The 19884-nt window shown below is 69.3% G+C and carries 21 protein-coding genes; 4 read left to right on the top strand and 17 right to left on the bottom strand.

Annotated elements, in window-relative coordinates; translation table 11 throughout:
* Nucleotides 1–20: 20 nt before the first annotated feature.
* The 4 genes from ABZX92_RS17830 to ABZX92_RS17815 form a co-directional block, all read right to left on the bottom strand.
* The gene (locus ABZX92_RS17830) at nucleotides 21–1490 is read right to left on the bottom strand and encodes a molybdopterin-dependent oxidoreductase (protein ID WP_355560063.1); all 1470 of its coding nucleotides are present in this window, start codon (nucleotides 1488–1490) and stop codon (nucleotides 21–23) included.
* 86 nt (nucleotides 1491–1576) lie between these two features.
* The gene (locus ABZX92_RS17825; protein ID WP_355560060.1) at nucleotides 1577–2473 is read right to left on the bottom strand and encodes an HAD-IB family hydrolase; all 897 of its coding nucleotides are present in this window, start codon (nucleotides 2471–2473) and stop codon (nucleotides 1577–1579) included.
* Nucleotides 2474–2514: 41 nt separating this feature from the next.
* Entirely contained in the window at nucleotides 2515–3609 is a 1095-nt protein-coding gene (locus tag ABZX92_RS17820) for a DUF5667 domain-containing protein (RefSeq protein ID WP_355560057.1), read from the bottom strand.
* Nucleotides 3610–3663: 54 nt separating this feature from the next.
* Nucleotides 3664–4239 carry a sigma-70 family RNA polymerase sigma factor gene (locus tag ABZX92_RS17815; protein WP_355560181.1) on the bottom strand — a complete coding sequence of 192 codons (576 nt, stop codon included), beginning with the start codon at nucleotides 4237–4239 and terminating at the stop codon, nucleotides 3664–3666.
* A 211-nt stretch (nucleotides 4240–4450) separates the two neighbouring features.
* Here ABZX92_RS17815 and ABZX92_RS17810 point away from each other — a divergent pair, with 211 nt between their 5' ends.
* The 3 genes from ABZX92_RS17810 to ABZX92_RS17800 all read left to right on the top strand — a co-directional run bounded on the left by ABZX92_RS17810 (nucleotide 4451) and on the right by ABZX92_RS17800 (nucleotide 7253).
* On the top strand, nucleotides 4451–5929 hold the full coding sequence (locus tag ABZX92_RS17810; protein ID WP_355560054.1) for an AMP-binding protein: 1479 nt from the start codon (nucleotides 4451–4453) through the stop codon (nucleotides 5927–5929).
* Complete coding sequence (locus ABZX92_RS17805; RefSeq protein WP_355560052.1) at nucleotides 5926–6165, top strand: glutaredoxin family protein; 240 nt, start codon at nucleotides 5926–5928, stop codon at nucleotides 6163–6165. The genes ABZX92_RS17810 and ABZX92_RS17805 overlap by 4 nt, the downstream gene beginning before the upstream one ends.
* Before the next feature lie 590 nt (nucleotides 6166–6755).
* Nucleotides 6756–7253 (top strand): DUF4232 domain-containing protein, encoded by a 498-nt coding sequence (locus ABZX92_RS17800; protein ID WP_355560049.1) that lies wholly within the window; start codon nucleotides 6756–6758, stop codon nucleotides 7251–7253.
* Nucleotides 7254–7268: 15 nt separating this feature from the next.
* Here ABZX92_RS17800 and ABZX92_RS17795 read toward each other — a convergent pair whose 3' ends face one another.
* Nucleotides 7269–7922 (bottom strand): winged helix-turn-helix domain-containing protein, encoded by a 654-nt coding sequence (locus ABZX92_RS17795; RefSeq protein ID WP_355560047.1) that lies wholly within the window; start codon nucleotides 7920–7922, stop codon nucleotides 7269–7271.
* 66 nt (nucleotides 7923–7988) lie between these two features.
* Here ABZX92_RS17795 and ABZX92_RS17790 point away from each other — a divergent pair, with 66 nt between their 5' ends.
* The gene (locus ABZX92_RS17790) at nucleotides 7989–9227 is read left to right on the top strand and encodes an isocitrate lyase/phosphoenolpyruvate mutase family protein (protein ID WP_355560045.1); all 1239 of its coding nucleotides are present in this window, start codon (nucleotides 7989–7991) and stop codon (nucleotides 9225–9227) included.
* Here ABZX92_RS17790 and ABZX92_RS17785 read toward each other — a convergent pair.
* The 12 genes from ABZX92_RS17785 to ABZX92_RS17730 all read right to left on the bottom strand — a co-directional run bounded on the left by ABZX92_RS17785 (nucleotide 9224) and on the right by ABZX92_RS17730 (nucleotide 19654).
* A complete protein-coding gene (locus ABZX92_RS17785; protein ID WP_355560042.1) occupies nucleotides 9224–10183 on the bottom strand; it encodes a lysophospholipid acyltransferase family protein in 960 nt (319 codons plus the stop codon). The genes ABZX92_RS17790 and ABZX92_RS17785 overlap by 4 nt on opposite strands.
* Nucleotides 10184–10200: 17 nt before the next feature.
* On the bottom strand, nucleotides 10201–11238 hold the full coding sequence (locus tag ABZX92_RS17780; protein WP_355560039.1) for an NAD-dependent epimerase/dehydratase family protein: 1038 nt from the start codon (nucleotides 11236–11238) through the stop codon (nucleotides 10201–10203).
* Between the two features lie 252 nt (nucleotides 11239–11490).
* Entirely contained in the window at nucleotides 11491–11592 is a 102-nt protein-coding gene (locus ABZX92_RS17775) for an AURKAIP1/COX24 domain-containing protein (RefSeq protein WP_015105422.1), read from the bottom strand.
* Between the two features lie 130 nt (nucleotides 11593–11722).
* Nucleotides 11723–11935, bottom strand: coding sequence for a helix-turn-helix domain-containing protein (locus tag ABZX92_RS17770; protein WP_030477960.1), 213 nt, complete (start codon nucleotides 11933–11935; stop codon nucleotides 11723–11725).
* A 184-nt stretch (nucleotides 11936–12119) separates the two neighbouring features.
* On the bottom strand, nucleotides 12120–12929 hold the full coding sequence (gene proC / locus ABZX92_RS17765; protein WP_355560036.1) for a pyrroline-5-carboxylate reductase: 810 nt from the start codon (nucleotides 12927–12929) through the stop codon (nucleotides 12120–12122).
* Between the two features lie 21 nt (nucleotides 12930–12950).
* Nucleotides 12951–13733, bottom strand: coding sequence for a thioesterase family protein (locus ABZX92_RS17760; RefSeq protein WP_355560033.1), 783 nt, complete (start codon nucleotides 13731–13733; stop codon nucleotides 12951–12953).
* Complete coding sequence (locus ABZX92_RS17755; protein WP_355560031.1) at nucleotides 13730–14626, bottom strand: proline dehydrogenase family protein; 897 nt, start codon at nucleotides 14624–14626, stop codon at nucleotides 13730–13732. The genes ABZX92_RS17760 and ABZX92_RS17755 overlap by 4 nt, the downstream gene beginning before the upstream one ends.
* Nucleotides 14627–14647: 21 nt before the next feature.
* A complete protein-coding gene (locus ABZX92_RS17750) occupies nucleotides 14648–15493 on the bottom strand; it encodes a sugar phosphate isomerase/epimerase family protein (protein WP_355560028.1) in 846 nt (281 codons plus the stop codon).
* Nucleotides 15490–16800 (bottom strand): hypothetical protein, encoded by a 1311-nt coding sequence (locus ABZX92_RS17745; protein WP_355560026.1) that lies wholly within the window; start codon nucleotides 16798–16800, stop codon nucleotides 15490–15492. Before ABZX92_RS17745 ends, ABZX92_RS17750 begins: the two co-directional genes overlap by 4 nt.
* Nucleotides 16800–17780: a Ppx/GppA phosphatase family protein gene (locus tag ABZX92_RS17740; RefSeq protein WP_355560023.1), complete on the bottom strand. Its 981-nt coding sequence runs from the start codon at nucleotides 17778–17780 to the stop codon at nucleotides 16800–16802. The genes ABZX92_RS17745 and ABZX92_RS17740 overlap by 1 nt, the downstream gene beginning before the upstream one ends.
* 27 nt (nucleotides 17781–17807) lie before the next feature.
* Nucleotides 17808–18488 (bottom strand): response regulator transcription factor, encoded by a 681-nt coding sequence (locus ABZX92_RS17735; protein WP_355560021.1) that lies wholly within the window; start codon nucleotides 18486–18488, stop codon nucleotides 17808–17810.
* Nucleotides 18485–19654 (bottom strand): ATP-binding protein, encoded by a 1170-nt coding sequence (locus ABZX92_RS17730; RefSeq protein ID WP_355560018.1) that lies wholly within the window; start codon nucleotides 19652–19654, stop codon nucleotides 18485–18487. Before ABZX92_RS17730 ends, ABZX92_RS17735 begins: the two co-directional genes overlap by 4 nt.
* Between the last annotated feature and the right edge of the window lie 230 nt (nucleotides 19655–19884).

Genomic DNA, 19884 nt, shown 5'->3' with positions numbered 1-19884 from the left:
GGGTGGATCTGCTTTCGGTTCTACTGAACTGTGAAAGAAATCGAGTGCCACCCGGTCGCGCCATCTGGAATCGGGTCCAGCCGCGCCTGATCCTGGGTGTAGCCGCTTTTGTCGGTCGCTCGGCACTCGACCGTGTGAGTTCCCGGCTTCAGATCGAGTTCCAGGCGCCACATCCGCCACGTGCTGTCGCTGACGTCCGCGCCCAGCTCGGCTTCCTGCCAGGGACCGCCGTCCGCCCTGACCTCGACCTTGGCCACGCCCTTCGGCTGGGCCCAGGCGGTGCCGGCGACGGTCGTCTTGCCCTGGATTCGGCTGAGGCCCTTCGGGCGGTCGATCCGTGACATTGTTTTGATCGGAGCTCTGGCGGCCCAGCCTCGCGGAATCCAGTAGCCCTGCTCTTTGGCGAACGTGGTCACGTTGAGGTCCGTCACCCATTTGGTGGCCGATACGTATCCGTACAGGCCGGGGACCACCAGTCGCGCCGGGAATCCGTGCTCGGCCGGCAGCGGTTCGCCGTTCATGCCGATGGCGATCAGGCCTCGTTCGAGCACGTAGTCGAGAGGGCTGCCCGCGGTGAAGCCGTCGTCGCTGGTGCTGAAGAGCTGGTCGGCGCCTGACTGCACGCCGGCTTCCCGCAGCACGTCGCCGATCTTGATGCCGATGAAGTTGGCATTGCTGATGTACGGGCCGCCCACCTCGTTGGAGACGCAGGTCAGGGTGACGGTTTCCTCGATCAGGTCCCGTTGGCGGATCTCGTCGAAGGTCAGGACCATGGGGCGGTCGACCATGCCGTGGACTCGAAGGGCCCACTCCTCGGCGCGGATCCTGGGCACGCTCAGAGCCGTGTCGATGCGGTAGAAGTCCTTGCCGCTGGTGATGAAGCCGGGGGTGCCGTCCCTGGCGAAGTCGGCGTTGATCGGGATCTCCGGCGCCTTCGTCTTCGGCGTGAGGTCGCCGATGGCCCTCCTGGAGCCCTCGACGTCCGTGCGGCTGCCGAGGAACTGACCTGCGACGCCCGCTGCCACCGCCAGTCCGGCCGTGATCAGGAACCCGCGCCGGGACTGGTCCTCCTGGACCTCTTTGTGCAGGTAGCGGAAGACGTAGACGCCCGCGGCGAGGCTGGCGAGCGGCGCCAGGACGCTGAGCTGGCCGACGTCCGGCCTGCTCAGGACGGCCGCGATGCCCGCCACGCCGAGGACGACCGCGACGACGGTTCCCGGGGTCGCGCTGTTGCGGCTGGCCAGACCTGCCGCGATGCCGATGCCGGCCAGGACGACCGCCATGCCCGTCAGCAGGACGAGCTTGTCGTTCGTGCCGAACGTGCTGACCGCGAACTCCTTCAGCCAGGACGGGGTCAGGTCGATCGCGGCGTTGCCGACGGCGAGGTACGGCGAGGCGCTCGGGCCGACGAACGCCGCCACCAGGTGACCGGCTGCCAAGGCGGCGAGGATGGCCAGCAGTCCGGTCAGTGCGGCCTTGGCGGGCTTCATGGTCCTTATTCGACACCGATTCGGTGTTGGTTCGCGTGAGCTGTAAGGCCCTGGTAATCAGTCCGGGTGACCAGCCGGGCGGCTGACTACTTCACGCGCCGCCGATACGCCAGCGTGGCGGCCACCGCGCCGGCCACGGCACCCGCGCCCAGCACCGAGGGAACGCCGATCTTGGCGGCCTTGCGCCCGGTCCTGAAGTCGCGGATCTCCCAGCCCTTGCGACGCGAGATCTCGCGCAGCTGCGAGTCCGGGTTCACCGCCACGGCCGTGCCCACCACGGAGAGCATCGGGACGTCGTTGGACGAGTCGGAGTAGGCCGTGCAGCGGCGCAGGTCGAGGCCTTCCTTGGCCGCCAGGGAGCGGACGGCCTGGGCCTTGGCCTTGCCGTGCAGGAGGTCGCCCACCAGGCGGCCCGTGTAGACGCCGTCGGCCGATTCGGAGACCGTGCCGAGAGCGCCGGTGAGGCCCAGGCGGCGGGCGATGATCTGGGCCAGTTCGACCGGGGTGGCGGTGACCAGCCAGACGCGCTGACCAGCGTCGAGGTGCATCTGGGCCAGGGCTTGGGTGCCCTTCCAGATGCGGTCGGCCATCAGCTCGTCGTAGATCTCCTCGCCGAGGGAGACGAGCTCGGCGACGCTGCGGCCCGCCACGAAGGAGAGGGCCTGTTCGCGGCTGGCTTTGACCGACTCCGGGTCTTCGCGCCCGCCCACGCGGAACTTCAGCTGTTGCCAGACGAAGCCGGCGAGGTCGGACGAGGAGAAGTACTTGCGCGCGGCCAGGCCGCGGGCGAAGTGGAAGATCGAGGCGCCCATCATCATCGTGTTGTCCACGTCGAAGAAGGCCGCGGCGGTCAGGTCTGTGGGCACCGCGAGCGACGCTTCGAGCTCCGGGGCCGCTGCGGCAGCCTGAATGGCCGCCTCGGCCGATGCCTCGCCGGCCAGCTCGGCCAGCCGGTCGCTCTCCACGTCACGCTTGCCTGCCATGTCCCAAGCCTAGCGATCAGGTCCGGCCGGAAACCCTCGACTCAGCCGAAGCTGATGCCGGGGAGCAGCGGAAGCGAGATGCTGGGCAGCGGGAGGGGCAGCGGGATCGTGATTCCGGGCTTGCCGGAGGTCGGTGGCGTGGTCGTGCCCGGCTTGCCCGCGGACGGCTGGGTCGAGGTGCCCGGCAGCAACGGCTGCGAGGGCGGCGTCGACGGAGTGGCCGAGCCGGACGGGACCGGCTGACCCGAAGGTGTCGGCTGGGCCGAGGACGGGTCGCCGTTCGGTGCGGTGTTCGGGTCGGTCACGACGGTGGCGCACTCGTCCTTGGACGGCAGCGGGCCGAGCGTGTCGGAGGAGCCGCTGACCACGGCGGCGCACCCGGCGCGGGCGGCCAGGTCGTGGGCTCGCTGGGCGATGCTCGCGAGCAGCCACATCGTGGTGTCGGCGTGGGCACCTGCCTCGCCGGGGAGGCGGGGGCGCAGGGTGCCGATCTTCACGTACTGGGCCAGGGCCCAGTCGCGCAGCGCCGGGAGCGCCTTCTCGTCGGACGAGGTGGCGTACGTGGTGAGCTGGCGCGAGCCCTCGATGGCGTCCGCGTTCAGGTCGGACAGGGCCGTGAGCTGCGCGGACTCACCGGAGGCGCGATCGGCCAGCGTCTCCATCTCGGTGGCGCGGGACGCGGCGAACTCCAGGTGCTTCAACGCGCGGGACTCGTCGTCGAACGTCAGGCCGAGCGAGGCGCCTTCCGCGGTGCGTTTGACGCCGTAGAGCGGGTCTCCCGGGAGCGCGTCACGGCTGAGCAGCACACTCATACCGGCGAGCGACATCAGCAGGCAGAGCACGGCGGCCGCGGCGACTGCTAATCGTGCGCGCGCTCCCACGCGTCTTACCGACGAGAGGACCAGCGGCTTCTCGGGCGGGGGCGCGGTGAGGATGCGCTGCTTCATGCGCGCGCGGGTCTCGGCGTCGGGGCCGACGTCCATGGCCCTGAGCATCTCGACGATCGCCAGGTCGTCAGCGAGATCGGAATCGCTGAAATGATCACTGGCGACCGGCTGCGGACCGCCTTCCACCGCACGGGCGAATCGCTCGTGCTCTGTGTGCCGCCACCGCGGTGTGCTTCCCTTACCGTCCATCTCAGCCCGAGTAACGAAGTTGATCTGCTTTGGGTTACGCGCTTGTCGTCGTGATCACCGCAACCAGGACGGAAGAATCTGCGCGAGCCGCCGAACGGCCCGGTGTTGCAGGGCCTTCACGGCTCCCTCGTTGCGGTCCATGAGCTGGGCGACCTCGGACACCGACTTGCCCTCGATGAACCTCAGCACGATGCACTCCCGCTGGTCGTCTCCCAACTGGGAAACGCACCGGAGCAGCTCCGCGTTGGTCGCCTCGGTCATGACTTCCTGCTCGGGGCCGCTCGTCTCCTCGCGGTTGTCCTGGAGCTCGGCGGTCGTGACCTCGAGCCGGTAGCGACTCGACTTCACGTGGTCGAACACGATGTTGCGGGCGATCGTGACGAACCACGCGCCCACGTCCCGGCCCTGGTAGCTGACCGAACCGATGCTCCGCAGCGCGCGCAGGAACGTCTCACTGGTCACGTCCTCGGCGAACGCGCGGTCGCCGCCCACCCGGAAGAGGACATAGCGGAAGACCATGTCGACGTACTGGTCGTAGAGCACGCCGAACGCCTCGGTGTCACCCTCCTGGGCGGCCTTGACGAGCTGCCACGGCTCGTCGGCGGTGTCGTCGTGCTGACCTCCCGTCATGGTCCGGGTGGTCCTGATCGTGTTCGGTCGTGCCCGCGCGGTCATCGGCTGGCGGCACCTCCACAGAGTCGCCGTGGCGGCAGCATACGTGTTGTTACTCCGTAGTAGGTAGCTGACGGGGTTGCGAACTGGAGACGCGCGAACCACGGCTTCGTGACGCTGGCCACGCGTGGAAGACTGCTCGAAGCGTTCAGTTGTTCATGAGGAGGCCATGTTGACTTCCGCTCGCAATGTCGCAGATCTGGTCCGTGCTTCGGCACAGCGGGGGCCGAGCCACGTCGCACTCGTCGACGTCGCGAGCGGTGTGAGCCTCACCTGGGAAACCATCGACGGTGCCGTCGATGCTTTCGCCCGCCGTTTGGCCGATTCCGGTCTCGAAGCGGGCGACCGAGTGGCGGTACGGCTGCCCACGTCGCCCGAGTTCGTGGTCGCGGTGTTCGGGATCCTGCGCGCGGGCGGCGTCGTGGTGCCCACCGGCCCCGGCAACCCGCCGCGTGAGCTCCAGCGCATCCTCGCCGACTCCGGCGCCACGCTGCTGGTCGGCGACGGCGAGGGCTCCGACGCCCAGGTCGTGGACGTGCCGGACGTCTCCGCTGCCGGGGAGCCGTTCGAAGCCGTGCGCGGAGGCGAGGACCTGGCCGTTCTCGGCTACACCTCGGGCACGTCCGGAGTGCCGCGCGGCGCGATGCTGTCCCACCGCGCGCTGCTCGCGAACGTCGCCCAGTGCGCCTCGCTGCGCCCCGCGCCGGTGACGGCCGGGGACCGGGTGCTGCTCGCGCTGCCGTTGTTCCACGTCTACGGCCTCGGTCCGGGGTTGCTGCAGGTGGCGGGTGCCGGCGCGACCGCAGTGCTGCTGGAGCGCTTCGAGCCCTCCAACGCGCTGGACGTCATCGAGCAGCACCGCGTCACCACGATGGTCGGCGTGCCGCCCATGTACCGGGCGCTGCTGGCGAACCCGATCGAGGTGCTGCGCGAGAAGCTGGCCACGGTCCGACTCTTCACGTCCGGTGCCGCCCCGCTTCCGGCGGGGGTCATCAAGGAGATGAGCACCGCCATCGGCATCCCGGTCTTCGAAGGCTACGGGCTCACCGAGACCGGCCCGGTGCTGACGTCCACGCTGGTGGGCGGCGTGCCGAAGCCCGGATCTGTCGGCCAGGCACTGCCGGGCGTCGAGATCCGGCTCGTGGACACGGACGGTTCGGTGCTCGACATCGACGAGGACGAGCCCGGCACCGGCCTGGTGTCCGCCCGCGGCGAGAACCTGTTCAGCGGCTACTGGCCCGACGGGGCTCATGGGCCGGACGCCTCGGGGTGGTTCCGGACCGGGGACGTCGGGTTCATCGACGCGGACGGGGATCTGCACCTCGTCGACCGCGCGGGCGACCTGATCATCGTGAACGGGTTCAACGTCTACCCGCACGAGGTCGAGCAGGTCATCGGCGAGATGCCGGCGGTTCTGGAGGCCGCGGCCGTCGGGGTTCCCGACGAGAAGACCGGTGAGTCCGTGAAGGTCGTGATCGTGCTGCGGGACGGGCAGCAGGTCACCTCCGAGGACGTGGTGGCCCACTGCGCGGCCCGGCTGGCGAAGTTCAAGGTGCCGACTTCGGTGGAGTTCGCGCCGGCGTTGCCGCACTCGCCCACCGGGAAGCTGGCCCGGGCCGTGCTGCGGAAGCCGTTGGGGGCGTCATGACGCACCACGTCACGGTGATGAGCCGGGAGACGTGCCACTCGTGTCACGAGGCCGAGGCCGAGATCTCGCGGATTTGTGGCGAGATGGGGGTCAGCTGGTCTGTTGAGGACGTGGACGCCGATCCGGAGCTGCGGGCCGAGTACGGGGACCGGGTGCCGGTGTTCTTGATCGACGGCGTCGAGCACGGGTACTGGAAGGTGGAGGAGGACCGCCTGCGGGCGGCCCTCGCCGGGTGATCGCGCGCCGTCCTCGCCCCGTGATCGCACGCCGCCTTCGCCCCGTGACCGCGGGCCGTCCTCACCCCGTGACCGCACGCCATCCTCACCCGCGACCGCACGCCATCCTCACCCCGCGACCGCGCGCCATCCTCACCCCGCGACCGCGCGCCATCCTCACCCCGCGACCGCGCGCTGAGTGGGGCCCCGCCCTCCCAGGGGGCTGACCGCCACACAGCCCTGAGACTCAACTTATCGGCGGATTCGTGCTGTCAAGGGCCCGTTCGGCGATCTGTGGACAACTCGGTTCGAGAAGCGAGTTGTCCACAGATCGCCAGGTGGAGGGCTTGACAGCGCTTTTCGCGGCTAGGGTCGACAGTGTGGCTGGTGTGGCCCCCTGGGTGGGCGGGGCCCAGCACGGCTAGCGATCTTGACTTGGCATCTGGTTCACCATGTGCGGGCTCGGGGCCTGTGTGCTGAAGGGTTCCCGGCAGCATCGGCGCTGTCGGCTCACTCGGCGCATTGGCCTTTCGTCCCGTTTTGGCGCGGCAACCCATCCGATGTGACGGGCGTCTCCTTCATGTCATGACTCCAATGTCTCGGGAGACGACATGAGGAGACTCATCGGAACACTTCTGCTGGTGATCACGTTCGTGGCGGGCGGAACCGTCGCGGCGAACGCGGCGCCGTTGCCCACGTGCAAGTCGGTCGACCTGGACATCACGTCCATCGACCGGGGCGTCGCCGCGGGGACGGCGTATCGGGAGATCAAGTTCACCATGCGCAGGCTTGGGGCCTGTGTGCTCAAAGGGTTCCCCGGCGTGTCCTATGTGGACCGCGCCGATGCCCAGGTCGGCAACCCGGCATACCGCAACGGACCTACCGGTGACCTGATCACGTTGGCGTACGAAGCTTCCGTGTCCGCCACCGTCGGGTTCGGGAATCCGGGCAACTACGACCCGGAGGTCTGCGAGCCGCAACCGGTGTGGGGCATCAAGGTCTACCCGCCGGACGAGTTCGTGCCGCTGTACGTCGGGTACGTCGACGAGGTGGGGTGTGGCAGCACTGCGGTCACGCCGCTGAGCGTCACGGCGGTCTACCGGAGCTAGTTTCGAGCCACACCACTAGCCGGAGAGGCCGAGCTCACGCCAGCCCTGCTCGCCTGCTGGTGTGAGCACGACCGCACGAGTGGTGCCGATGCGCTTGGTCCAGCCGCGAGTGAAGAACACGTCGCAGAGGTGCGCCCCGGCGGCCCCCGCCAAGTGCGGAACGCGTTCGGTCCAGTCCAGGCAAGCTCGGCTCACCTGGCGCTGAGAGGGTTCGAAGCCCAGTTCCTTCAGCCAGACCAGGCCGGACGGGGTGATGGCCAGTTCGGAGGTCACCACGCCCAGCTCCAGCAGGCCGGCCTTCAGGGCGATGCCGAGCTTCCCGGCCAGGTGGTCGTAGCAGGTGCGGCCGCGGGCCATCGCTTCCGAAGCCGACGTCGCGCGCAGACCGCGAGGAGAAGGACCTGGGCCCGCGAAGGCCGTCATCATCTCCAGCAGCTCCGCGACGTGCGGGCCCGCGAGAGAGACGTACCGGTGGCGGCCCTGGCGGTGTTCGACGAGCAGGCCGCCCTCGATCAGGCGCGTGAGGTGCTCGCTGGCGGTTGACGGGGCCACGCGGGCCACCTGGGCCAGTTCGGTGGCGGTCCACGCTCTGCCGTCCAGCAGGGCACCGCAGAACGCCGCTCGCGTCTTGTCCGCCAGCAGTGCGGCTACCTGGGCCAGAGCCTCCATGCGAACCATTCTGCGACCCCGACGCTTCGGCCCGCGCCGAAACGTTCCCGCCCTAGCGTCGACGCCATGACCGAAGAGCTGCTGAGCCTTCCCGTCCCGTCCGTGCCCGCCGCCGATCGCGGTGTGGCGTGGCTGCGAGCCAATGTCGTCCGTTTCAGCAATGGCGCCGAGCACGAACGCAGGCGCGCGCTCACGACCAAGCTCCTGGAGAACGTCCGCGCCACCACGCTCGAAGAGCTGGCCCAAGCGCTGAACCTGCCCGAAGCGCTCGACGACATCGCCAAGATCGCGCCCTGCTACCAGCCGCACGTGCCGATCACGGCCGAGGCGGACGCGGCGGCCGAACGGCTCGCGGGCGACCACGACGAGGAGACGGCGGCTCGGATCGGTCTGCTCGTGCAGGCCTGGGCGGCCACCAACGCGTTCGCCGAGCACCTCCGCACCGGGAACCCCGGGCCGCCCGTTCCGATCACGCGCAGGGCCACCCAGGACGGTGTGATCGAGGTCAGCCTCGAAGCGCACCCGTTCGGCCACGGCCCCCACGCCTGTCCCGGGCGGGCGCTGGCCACGAAGATCGCCAAGAACATGGCGTTCCGGGCCATGCACTTCCAGGACGAGCCGCTGGTGCTCCCCAACGCGTGGGACTACACCTCCGCTGCCGCCCTGCACGCCGCGGGCTTCACCGCCATCGGCACGACGAGCCTCGGAGTCGCCGCCGCGCACGGCATTCCGGACGGCATGGGACTGGCCGGGAAGCAGGCGATCGCACTGGCCGCGCTCCTGAAGGACCTGCCCTGCCCGGTCACCGTCGACCTGGAGTCAGGGTTCGGCCTGGACCCGGCCGAACTGGTCGCGGGACTGGACGCGGCTGGCGTGAACCTGGAGGACGGCCGCCCGCACGGGCTGGCGTCACCGGAGGAACAGGCCCTGCTCATCAGCAGGGTCAAGGAACGCGCGCCCGGAGTGTTCCTGAACGCCCGCATCGACACCCACTGGCAGGGCGTCGCGATCGAGGAGACCGAAGCACGCGCCAAGGCCTACGTGGACGCCGGAGCCGACGGGATCTTCGTCCCCGGGCTGACCGAGCCGCGCGACATCGAGAAGCTCGCGAACCTGGCGCCGCTCAACGTGCTCGCCCAGCAACGCACGCCGAAGGAGCTCGGGAACCTGGGCGTCAAGAGGATCAGCACCGGGTCGTTGCTGTTCCGGGCGGCGCTCCAGCACACCGTCGCGACCGCGAGGGCCGTTCGCGACGGTGGTGTGCCGGAAGCGTTCAGCTACGCCGAGGTGCAGGCCCTGATCTAGCCCAGGAACACGTTCCGGCGCTGCGTCAAAAGCCGGTAGAGGGTCTGCTGGATCGTCTCGCGGACCTGGTCGGTGAGGTTGAAGACCAGCATCGGGTCGTCGGCCGGGTTCTCGCCGAAGACGTCGGTGCGGATCGGCTCGCCGAACTCGATGTACCACTTCGACGGCAGCGGGATGGCGCCGAGCGGGCCGAGCAGCGGGAAGAACGGCGTCACCGGGAAGTACGGGAAGCCGAACAGCCGCGCGAGGGCCTTGATGTCGCCGATCATCGGGTAGATCTCCTCGGCGCCCACGATCGAGCACGGGATGATCGGCGTGCCGGTCTTCAGCGCTGCGGCGACGAAGCCACCGCGCCCGAAGCGCTGCAGCTTGTAGCGGTCCTTGAACGGCTTGCCGATGCCCTTGAAGCCCTCCGGCCACACGCCGACGAGCTCGCCGTTCGACAGCAGGCGCTCGGCGTCCGGGTTGCAGGCCAGGGTCTGGCCGGACTTGCGGGCCAGCGCACCGAGCAACGGCGTGCGGAACACGAGGTCTGCACCCAGCATGCGCATGTGGCGCTGGGCCGGGTGCTCGGACGCGATGCCGTAGGACGTCATCAGGGCGTCGAGCGGCAACGTGCCGGAGTGGTTCGCCACGATCAGCGCGCCGCCGGCCGTCGGGATGTTGGACAGCCCGATCGTCTCGACCCGGAACCACTTCTCGTAGAGCGGCTTGAGCGGCGGCATCAAGACGTTCTCGGTGAGGTCGCGGTCGAAACCGAACTCGTCGATCTGGTAGTCGCCCGCGATCCGCCTGCGCGCGAACGACAGCAGGTCGGCCAGCCTGCGTTCCCAGTCCGGTGTCGCGGACTGCTGCTGCTCGGGCTCGGGAACCACCTCGACGTGGCGCGATCTGCGCGCGGCGTCGCGCTCCGGGTCGTGCAGCGGGATAACGCGTGCTCCTGCCACTGCGTTCATCTCCTCAAAGGCAAAGATCAGCGGAAACGAGCGGCTGCGTCGAGGATTCCCCGTTCCGCAGCCTCGATCGTCTCTGGGTCGATGAACGGCTTGAGACCTCGGCCGTTCACGTAGTCGTCGAACGCCTGCTGGGTGGTCCACCGCGGCGTGAAACCGAACTCCTTGCGCAGCAGGGTGGTGTCGACCACGCGCCCCCAGTTGAGGAACCTCATCTGGTCAGGCGAGAAGTCGACGAGCCGGGCGCTCCGGAAGAAGCCGCCGACCGTGGGCACAGCCGCGCTGGGCACCGGCAGGTTCAGCCTGCCCGCCCGGCGAATGGCCTGTGACAACAGCAGCACGCCGTCGCCGCCCACGTTGTACACACCGGGCAGGTCGTGCAGCGTCGCGCGTTCGAGGACAGCGAGCGCGTCCTCGGAGTGCAGCAGCTGCACGCGAGCGTCGTAGCCCAGCACCGTGGGTACCACCGGGAGCGCGAAGTAACGCGTCAGCACGGTGTCGATGCGCGGCCCGATGAAGTTCGTGAAGCGCAGCGTGGTGACGTTGACGTCCGGCCTGCGGCGGCCGAACCCGCGCACGTACCCCTCGACCTCGACGGCGTCCTTGGCGTAGCCGGACGACGGCAGGTCCTTCGGGCCCATGTCCTCGGTGAACACCGCCGGGTCGCGCGAGCTCGACCCGTACACGGCGCTGGTGGACTTCACGACGAGCTTCTGCACCTTGGGCGACTTCTGGCACGCGGCCAGCAGCTGCATGGTGCCGATGACGTTCATCTCCTTCATCACCGTGCGGCCGGTGGGCCCGGCCGGGCTGGCGGTGACCGAGGCGTGGACGACCGTGTCCACGTTCGCGGTGGAGATGACCTTGCTGATCAGCGGGTTGCGGATGTCCGCCCGGACGAACTCCGCCCTGCCCATCCTGCGCAGGAGATCACGTGGCGGCGGCTCGGTGTCCACCCCGAGCACGCGCTCGATGTCCGGGTTGGCGGCGAACCGCGCGGCGAGATGGCCGCCGAGGAAGCGGCTGACTCCGGTGACGAGGACGACCTTGGGCGTCATGCGACTCCAAGCAGAAGGGCGTTGCGATTGGTCGATGCTACAAGCCCAATCGGAAACCGGAGGGGGCCGGAACGCCGTCTTGACGCAGGTCACGCAGGCTTTACCGGCTAATCACCCGATCGGCGGCGACCGTTCCCGTGTTTCACGCGGCTCGTCTCACTGGGTGATATTTGTGCCGACGCAACCACCTGGAAAACGCAACCGCCGCTGGCTCCCGGGAGGGAACCAGCGGCGGTGAGAGCGCAAGCGGGCTTACTTGCCGCGCTTCCTACGCTGAACCCTGGTCTTGCGCAGCAGCTTGCGGTGCTTCTTCTTCGACATGCGCTTGCGGCGCTTCTTGATGACCGAGCCCATGCGGGATCCTTAGCTCTAGACGTTGCTTTGACTGGCGCGCCCCAGCCTTGGCCGTGTCAAGCACGGCGCGCCGGTAAGCACGATCGGCCTACCAGTCTACCCGCTGGGGTTCGCCAGTCTTCAGCCACCGTCAGCCAGCGTCGAAGTACGCGTTCTCGAGGTAGGCGTGGACCGCCTTCTCGGGCACCCGGAACGACTTGCCGACCCGCACCGCGGGCAGCTCACCGGAGTGCACCAAGCGGTACACGGTCATCTTCGAGACCCGCATCATCGAGGCCACTTCAGCCACGGTCAGGAACTGGACCTGAGCGAGACCTGTTCGTTCGTTCTCCTTCGCAGGCATGTATCACCGCATCCTTCGACACGTGTCGTGCCGTCGGTCTTCCCCACCGACGGTTCGACACGCACGTGCTCTCTTGAGAGTAGCGGGACTGGTGTGACTCCTGCGACGTCCAACCAGTGCTGCTTTTGGAGCACGCGGGGCCCTTGCGTCCTGTCCTGCAGTACGAAAGCTCCCCGCGTACTGTTCAGTCTTCGTGCTGACGGCCCAGTTCGACGGAGCGGTCACGCGCGCTTTCAATGGCGGCCAGCAGGGCCGCGCGGACTCCGTGCCGCTCCAGCTCGCGGATGGCCATGATGGTCGTTCCCGCAGGTGAGGTGACCGCCTCACGAAGGATGACCGGGTGCGACGAGCCCTCGTTGAGCATCGTCGCGGCGCCCACGGCGGACTGGATGATCAACGTCGACGCCAGGTCGCGCGGGATGCCCAGCAGGATGCCCGCGTCGATCATCGCCTCGACCAGGAAGAAGAAGTAGGCCGGACCTGATCCGGACAAAGCCGTCACCGCGTCCTGCTGCGACTCCGGCACGACTGCGACCTTGCCCACGGTCGAGAGGAGCTCCTCGACGACCTTGAGGTGCTCGGGCGTGGCGTTGGAGCCGCCGGAGACCGCGCTCATGGCCTCACCGACGACCATCGGCGTGTTCGGCATGACCCGCACGACCGGGGTGCCGGCAGGCAGCCTGCGCTCGTACAGGGACGTCGGCAGCCCCGCGCACAGCGAGACGATCAGCGTGCCGGCGCGCAGCACCGGTTTGAGCTCGGTGAGCAACGGCTCGATGTCCTGCGGCTTGACCGCGACGACCAACACGTCGGCCGCGGCGGCCGCGCCCGCGATCGTCGTGCCTTCGATGCCGTACTGCTCCGTCAACGAGCGAGCCCTGGCCTCGTGCTTCTCGGTGAACATCAGATCGGCGGCCGCACGACCGCCCTGCAGAAGCCCGGACAGCAGCGCCTCACCGATCTTGCCCGCGCCGAGCACCGCGATCTTCGTCATCGGTCAAGTCTCACACAGTGCTCAAACCGCAGGTGTCAACGCCAGCTGCCTCGCCTGACACACCAGCCGGCCCGCCGAGTCGATCACGGTGGCGTCCTCGTCGAACCACTGCCCGTGCACCGCCTGGCAGGTCACGTGGATGCGCAGCCACCCCGGCGCCGGCCTGGCCCGCAGCAACGCCGTCAGCTGCACCGTCGGCGACCACCCGAACCGGCCGAGGTTGAACGTCACCGGCATCGACAGGTCGCCCGCGAGCAGCGCGAAGTACGGGTCCGGCTGCTCGTCGATCGGCCGGGCCCACAGCTTCAGCGTGAGCGGCCCGTCCGTGCGCCGGTCGAGGAAGCTCGCGGACTCCCGGTCCACCCGCAGGTCGCACAGGTTGCCGACCTTGTAGACGCCGCCGGTCGGGAACGTCGCCAGCTCCACCGCGCTGGGCGGCGGCGCGGCCGGGATCGACGGCAGGTTCGCGTAGTCGGCGCGGTGCTCGGGAATCCGGCCCGTGGTGACGCTGGCCTCGACGCACACCTGGCCGCGTTGCTCCAGCGACACCGCGACGACCGTTGCCGTCCGCCCTGCCTTGCGAATGTCGGTTCTGACCAGCACCGGACCCACTTCGGGCGCGCGGAGGAACTGCGCAGAGACCGCGAGCGGCTCGCCGTCCGCGACCTGGGAGGCCGCGCGCGTCATCACCGCGAGGAGGAAGCCGCCGTGGGGTTTGGGGCCGACGGTCCACTCGGCGGGCAGGGACGCCGTGAAGGTTCCGTCACCGAGCGACCGGACCGCGCTGGACTTGGTGAAGGTCATGAGCGGCTGGCCAGCGACCGCAAGAAGAAAGTCACGTTGGCAGGCCGTTCTGCTAGTCGCCGCATGAGATATCCGTACCACTGCTCGCCGTAGGGGACATAAACCCGAGTGCCCAGACGCCGCTGTTCCTCGGGCCGGATGCCGTAGAGCATCTGGTACTCGAAGTCAGTTTTGTCATACCAGCGCGCCCGCTCGCCGATGATCTCGATCAGCCGCGGGTCGTGCGTGGCGAACATCGGATAACCCTCTCCAGCGAGGAGAACGTTGAGGCACCGCACGTAGTTCAGATCGACCTCGTGGGGGTCCTGGATCGCCACCTCCGGCGGCTCCGCGTAGGCCCCCTTGACCAGGCGAACCCTGCTGCCGGGCCCCGCGAGCTGCTTGCAGTCGTCGAGCGTGCGGTGCAGGTACGTCTGCAGCACCGCGCCCACCCACGGCCAGCTGCGCCGCAGCTCGTGCAGCACCCGCAAGGTCGAGTCCGTGGTGGTGTGGTCCTCCATGTCGAGCGTCACAGTCGTCCCGCACTGCTCGGCCGCGGCACAGATCCGGCTGGCATTCGTCAGGGCGAGGGACTCGTCCAGCGACTGTCCAACTGCGGACAACTTGACGCTCACTTCGGCGTCGTTGGACAGCCCAGCGGCGTGCAGGGCGTCGAGCAGCTCCAGGTACGCCTGGACGGTCTTCTCCGCCTGCGCCTTGTCCTCGGTGTCCTCGCCCAGGTAGTCGAGGGTGACCGGCAGGCCGAGGCCCCGCACGACCTCGACGGCGTCGCGGGTGGTCTCGCCCGCGACGAATCTTTTGACCACATCTCGGCTGATGGGCGCGTTGGCGACGAGGTGGCGGACAGTCTCGTTGCGAGACGCGGCCATGATCAACGCTCGCAGCGGGTTCACACCACGAACCCTAACCCGGACTCACCGCGGCAGTGCCGAACGACCCTTGCCGGAACCGCCCTCGGTGGACCAGTCCAGGTGCAGCCGCGCGAACAGCAACGACTCGGCCAGCATCTCCCGCCGCGCCGCCGGAGTCGCCGCCCGCCGGGTGTTGACCTCCAGCACGACCTGGCCGTCGAACCCGCCGCGCGCCAGCATCTCGCACAGCTCCGCGCACGGCTGGGTGCCGCGCCCCGGCACCATGTGCTCGTCCTTGGGCGCACCGGACCCGTCGGCGAGGTGGATGTGCCGCAGCCCGTCGCCCATCCGCTTGGCCAGCTCCAGCGCGTCCACGTGCGCGGCGGCCGAGTGCGACAGGTCCAGCGTGTAGTTGCGGTGGCCCACGTCGGTCGGGTCGATCGAGGGCTTGAACGCCGTCATCTGCACCGAGCGCCCACGGCCCAACGGCCGGCGCACGGGGAACATGTTCTCCACGGCGATAGCGATGCCGCTCTCGTCTTCGAGTGACGACACCAGGTCAGCGAACCCGTCCGCGTACTTGCGCTGCCACCGGAACGGCGGGTGCAGCACGACGGTCGGGGCGCCCAGGTCCTGAGCGGCCTGCACCGACTTGCGCAGGCGCTCGACCGGGTCCGGCGACCAGACCCGTTGCGAGATCAGCAGACAGGGGGCGTGCACGGCGAGCACCGGCAGGCCCGATCGGGACGACAGGCGGTCGACCGCGCGGATGTCCTGCGACACCGGGTCGGCCCACACCATCAGTTCGACGCCGTCGTAGCCCAGATCGGCGGCGATCTCGAACGCCGCTCCGGCGGGCTGCGGATAGACCGACGCCGTGGAAAGCCCGACCGGGATGCGCGCGGTCAACTCTTCACCAGCAGCATCGCCGCTGGTGAGACGGTCACGATGAGGCCCACGAGCACGGCCAGGACGGTGGTCTGTAGGTCGTCCGCTCGGCGGATCTTGCGAACCAGCAACACCAGGCCCACGGTAACCGCAAGCGCCACGACGAGTGCCGCCGCGGGTGCGGAGCGCCACAGGAAGTTGAAGGCGAGCCACAGGGCCGCGCCGCCGAGCACGCCGACGGCGAGCTGGCCGATCATGATCAGCCATTCCTTGGCGGGCGAGCGGTTCGGCTCCTCCTCCGGCTCCTCCGTGACCTCGTCGGCGTCGTCGAGACCGGCCGGACCCTCGTCTTCGTCCTCTTCGTCGTCGGAGAGGTAGTCGTCGTCCGCGCGGTAGACGGCGTACTCCTGCGAGTCGTCGTCCACGTACGGGCCGGGGTGGGCCGCGGTCGACTCCATCGGCGCCATTGACAGGTCGGTCTTGACGTCGTCCTCGTCATCGCCGAACCAGGCGTCGGGCACGTTGCCCGGCAACGGCTCCGGCAGCTTCGGCGGGGCGGGCGGCACGATCAGCACGGACTCGGTCTCGAGCGCGGCGATCTGGTCCACCGGTGCCTTGGCCGGGATGCGCGGGAGCTGCTCCGTCATCGCCTCACGCGGCGGCGGGCCCTGCGGACCCGGCTTGTGGACCGGCACCGGCATCTGCACCGACGGCGGCACCGGCTTCGGCGGCCGGGTGATGTTCGTGCGCGACGGGGCCGCCGGCGGAGCACCGGCGTCCAGGCGCGAGCTCACGTCGGGGCGCGGCATGTCCGAGCGCGAGGGCGCCTCGGGACGGGCGGCCTCCGGACGAGGCATGTCGGGGCGCGACGGCTGGTCCCTGACCTGGTCGCGAACCTGCGGCACCTGCCGGGTCTGCTCGGCGGCGGCGGCAGGTGGTGCGACGGGTGTCGCGGCAGGCCCGGGTCTGCGCACCTGCGGCGGTTGCGCGGGCGGTGCCACCTGCGGTTTCGGCTGGTAGGCGGTGCGCTCGGCAGCGGGCGGGGGGCCGGCTGGAGGCTTCGCGACGGGAGGGGCGGGAGGTTCGGGAGCCGCGCGACGGCCGGTCGGCGCCTGCTCGTCGTCGCGGATCGCCATCAACCGGCCGCTGTCGGACAGGACCCGCTCGATGATCGTCTGGGGCGCGGTCTCCGGCTGCTGGACGTCGTCCTCGTCGTCAGCCGCCCGGCGGCGTCGCCGACGTGGCGCACTCTCTGCGCTGCCCCCGTACTGGGCGAGCAGCTCAGCGACAGTGCGCTGCGTCTGGTCCGATCCGCTCTCTCGACTCATCAACTCCACCGTGCCCCGTGCTGGCCAGTACGTCCAGTATCGCTCTGGTCCGTCCCATCAGTGTGATCCAGCCGCCTGAGGATGACACCCTCACGGAGTGCCCAGGGGCAAATCTCCAGCTGCGTGAGTGACAGGGCTCGCATCGTCGCCTCCGCGACCAACGCACCCGCGACGAGCTGATGCGCGCGAGACGTGCTCACGCCTTCCAGCTCGGCCAGGTCGTGGGCCGACATCCGGGAAATGAACGCGATCAGCTGCCGCAGGCCCGCGTCGGTGAGCACACGACGTGCCCTGGGCCCGGCAGACGATGGCGCGGCCCCGGTGAGCCGCGCCAGTGTTCGGAAGGTTTTGGAGGTCGCAACCACCCGATCGGGTTCACCCGCGCGTTTCAGCTTCCGCGCGACGGGCGCGAGCTGCTCGGCGAGCCATTCGGTGGTCTCGCGGACCTCCGAACGCCGCGGCGGGTCCTTCTTGAACCGGGTTCGAGTCAACCGGCCCGCGCCCAGCGGGACGGAGAACGCCAGCTCGGGGTTCTCGTCGCGACCGATCGCGAGCTCCAGCGAGCCACCGCCGATGTCGAGGCTGAGCAGCTTGCCGGCGGACCAGCCGTACCAGCGGCGGACCGCGAGGAAGGTGTACTTCGCCTCGTCCTCGCCGGACAGGACCTTGAGCTCGACCCCGGTCTCGGTGCGCACCCGGTCGAGCACCTCCGAGGAGTTGCCCGCCTCGCGCACCGCCGAGGTCGCGAACGCCATCAGGTCGTCGCAGCCGGACTTCTTGGCCGACGCCTTGGCGCCGGCCACCGCGCGGACCAGCTGGTCAGCGCCCGCCTTGGACAGCTGCCCGTTGGGGTCGAGCTGCTCGGCGAGACGCAGGATCGTCTTCTCGGACGTCATCGGAATCGGGTGGGCACCACGATGCGCGTCCACCACCAAGAGGTGGACGGTGTTGGACCCCACGTCGAGAACGCCCAGGCGCACGCCGGGAACGGTACCTGGTCGTGTCCGTCAGGACTCGAACTTGTAACCGAGACCCCTCACGGTCACCAGGTGCCGCGGGGCCGACGGGTCCGGTTCGATCTTCGAGCGAAGCCGCTTGACGTGCACGTCCAGCGTCTTCGTGTCACCGACGTAGTCCGCACCCCACACGCGGTCGATCAGCTGGCCGCGGGTGAGCACCCGGCCGACGTTGCGCAGCAGGTACTCGAGGAGGTCGAACTCCTTGAGCGGCAGGCTGATGTCCTGGCCGCTGACGGTGACGACGTGACGCTCCACGTCCATCCGCACCAGACCGGCCTCCAGGATCTGCGGGAGCAGGTCCTCGGACTCGCCGCCGCGGCGCAGCACCGCGCGGATGCGGGCGATGAGCTCACGGGCCGAGTACGGCTTGGTGACGTAGTCGTCGGCGCCCAGTTCGAGGCCCACGACCTTGTCGATCTCGCTGTCGCGCGCGGTCACCATGATCACGGGGACGGCGGAGCGCTGCCGCAGCTGCTTGCAGACGTCCGTGCCGCTCATGCCGGGGAGCATGAGGTCGAGCAGCACGATGTCTGCACCGTTGCGGTCGAACTCCTCCAGCGCCTCCTGGCCGGTGGCCGCGAGCGCCGCGGTGAACCCTTCCTTGCGCAGCAGGAAGGCGAGCGGATCGGCGAAGGACTCCTCGTCCTCCACGATGAGCACCCTGGTCACAGCTCTCCTCCTGAGTCACCCGCGCCAGTCGGCACGAGAGTCGGGTTGGGCTCGGCCGCCGCGGCCGGCAGCCGCAGCGTGAAGGTGGACCCCGTTCCTGGCAGGCTCCACAGCTTCACCTCACCGCCGTGGTTGGCGGCGACGTGCTTGACGATCGCGAGCCCGAGACCGGTGCCTCCGGTCGCGCGCGATCGAGCCTTGTCCACGCGGTAGAACCGCTCGAAGACCCGTCCCTGCTGGTCTTCCGCGATGCCGATGCCGCGGTCGGTGACGGCGATCTCGACGTGCCCGTCGACCAGCCGGCGGCTGACGCTCACCGGGCTTCCCGGCGGCGAGTACGCGACGGCGTTGTCCAGCAGGTTCGTGAGTGCCGTGACCAGCAACGAGCGGTCGCCCGGCACGACGAAGCCGCTCGGCTCGTCGGTGGTGATCGAGATGTTGACCGACTCGGCGGCGAGCTTGGACCGCGAGAGCGCCTCGTTGATCACGACGTCGATCTCGGTGTCGGACAGCTCCGGCAGCTTCTCCGCGCCCTGCAGGCGGGACAGCGCGATCAGCTCGGTGACGAGCACGCCGAGGCGGGTCGCCTCCTGCATGATCTTCGCGCTGAACCGGCGGACCTCGTCCTGGTCGTCGCTCGCGTCCAGCACGGCCTCCGCGAGCAGGGCGAGGGCACCGACCGGGGTCTTGAGCTCGTGGCTGACGTTGGCCACGAAGTCGCGGCGCGTCTTCTCCAGTCGCACGGCCTCGGACTCGTCGCTCGCGTCCACGACCGTGAAGCCCTCGGTGAGCAGCCGGACCTCGGCGTGCACCGCGGCGGGCTGGCGGCCCTTGGAGCCCTCCGGCGGCGAGATGTCGACGTAGACGACCTCGTTGCTGTTGCGGACGGCCTCCGCGGCCTTGCGCGCGCGGTCGTCGACGCGGTTGTTGCGGACGACCCCGAGCTCTTCGGCTCTCGGGTTGTGGAGCACGACGTCACCGAAGTGGTTCAGCACCACGATGCCGTCGTGGGAGTCCTGGACGATCCGCTGCATCAGGTCGGCGACCGTCAGGCCCTCCGGGGCCTTCGGTGTCCGAGGAGCGGTGAACCGGCCGATGAGGAAACCGGCGAGCACGCCGATGAGCGCGACGCCGATCGACACAGCGAGGTAACCCGTTGTGGTCACGGGCGAATGGTAAGCATCTTTCCGGTGTCCTGGCCTAGTGCGGAAGCGTGAACCGTGATACCCGCGACACCTCAATGGACGGTTGTTCCGTCCCTGGTCAGCCCGCGTTCACCCAACCGTGACGAGAAAGCCTGTTTCGGAAAGTCACGCGGGGGCCCCGCCGTCGCGCTTGATGGTGACTTTCGCGGAGCCGCCGGTGAGATCGACGGACGCGGGGGAGACCGACCAGC

The organism is Lentzea sp. NPDC006480 (assembly GCF_040611995.1).
GTDB lineage: Bacteria > Actinomycetota > Actinomycetes > Mycobacteriales > Pseudonocardiaceae > Lentzea.
Note: the sequence above shows the minus strand (reverse complement) of the source record. Positions and strands in the feature narration are given on the sequence as shown.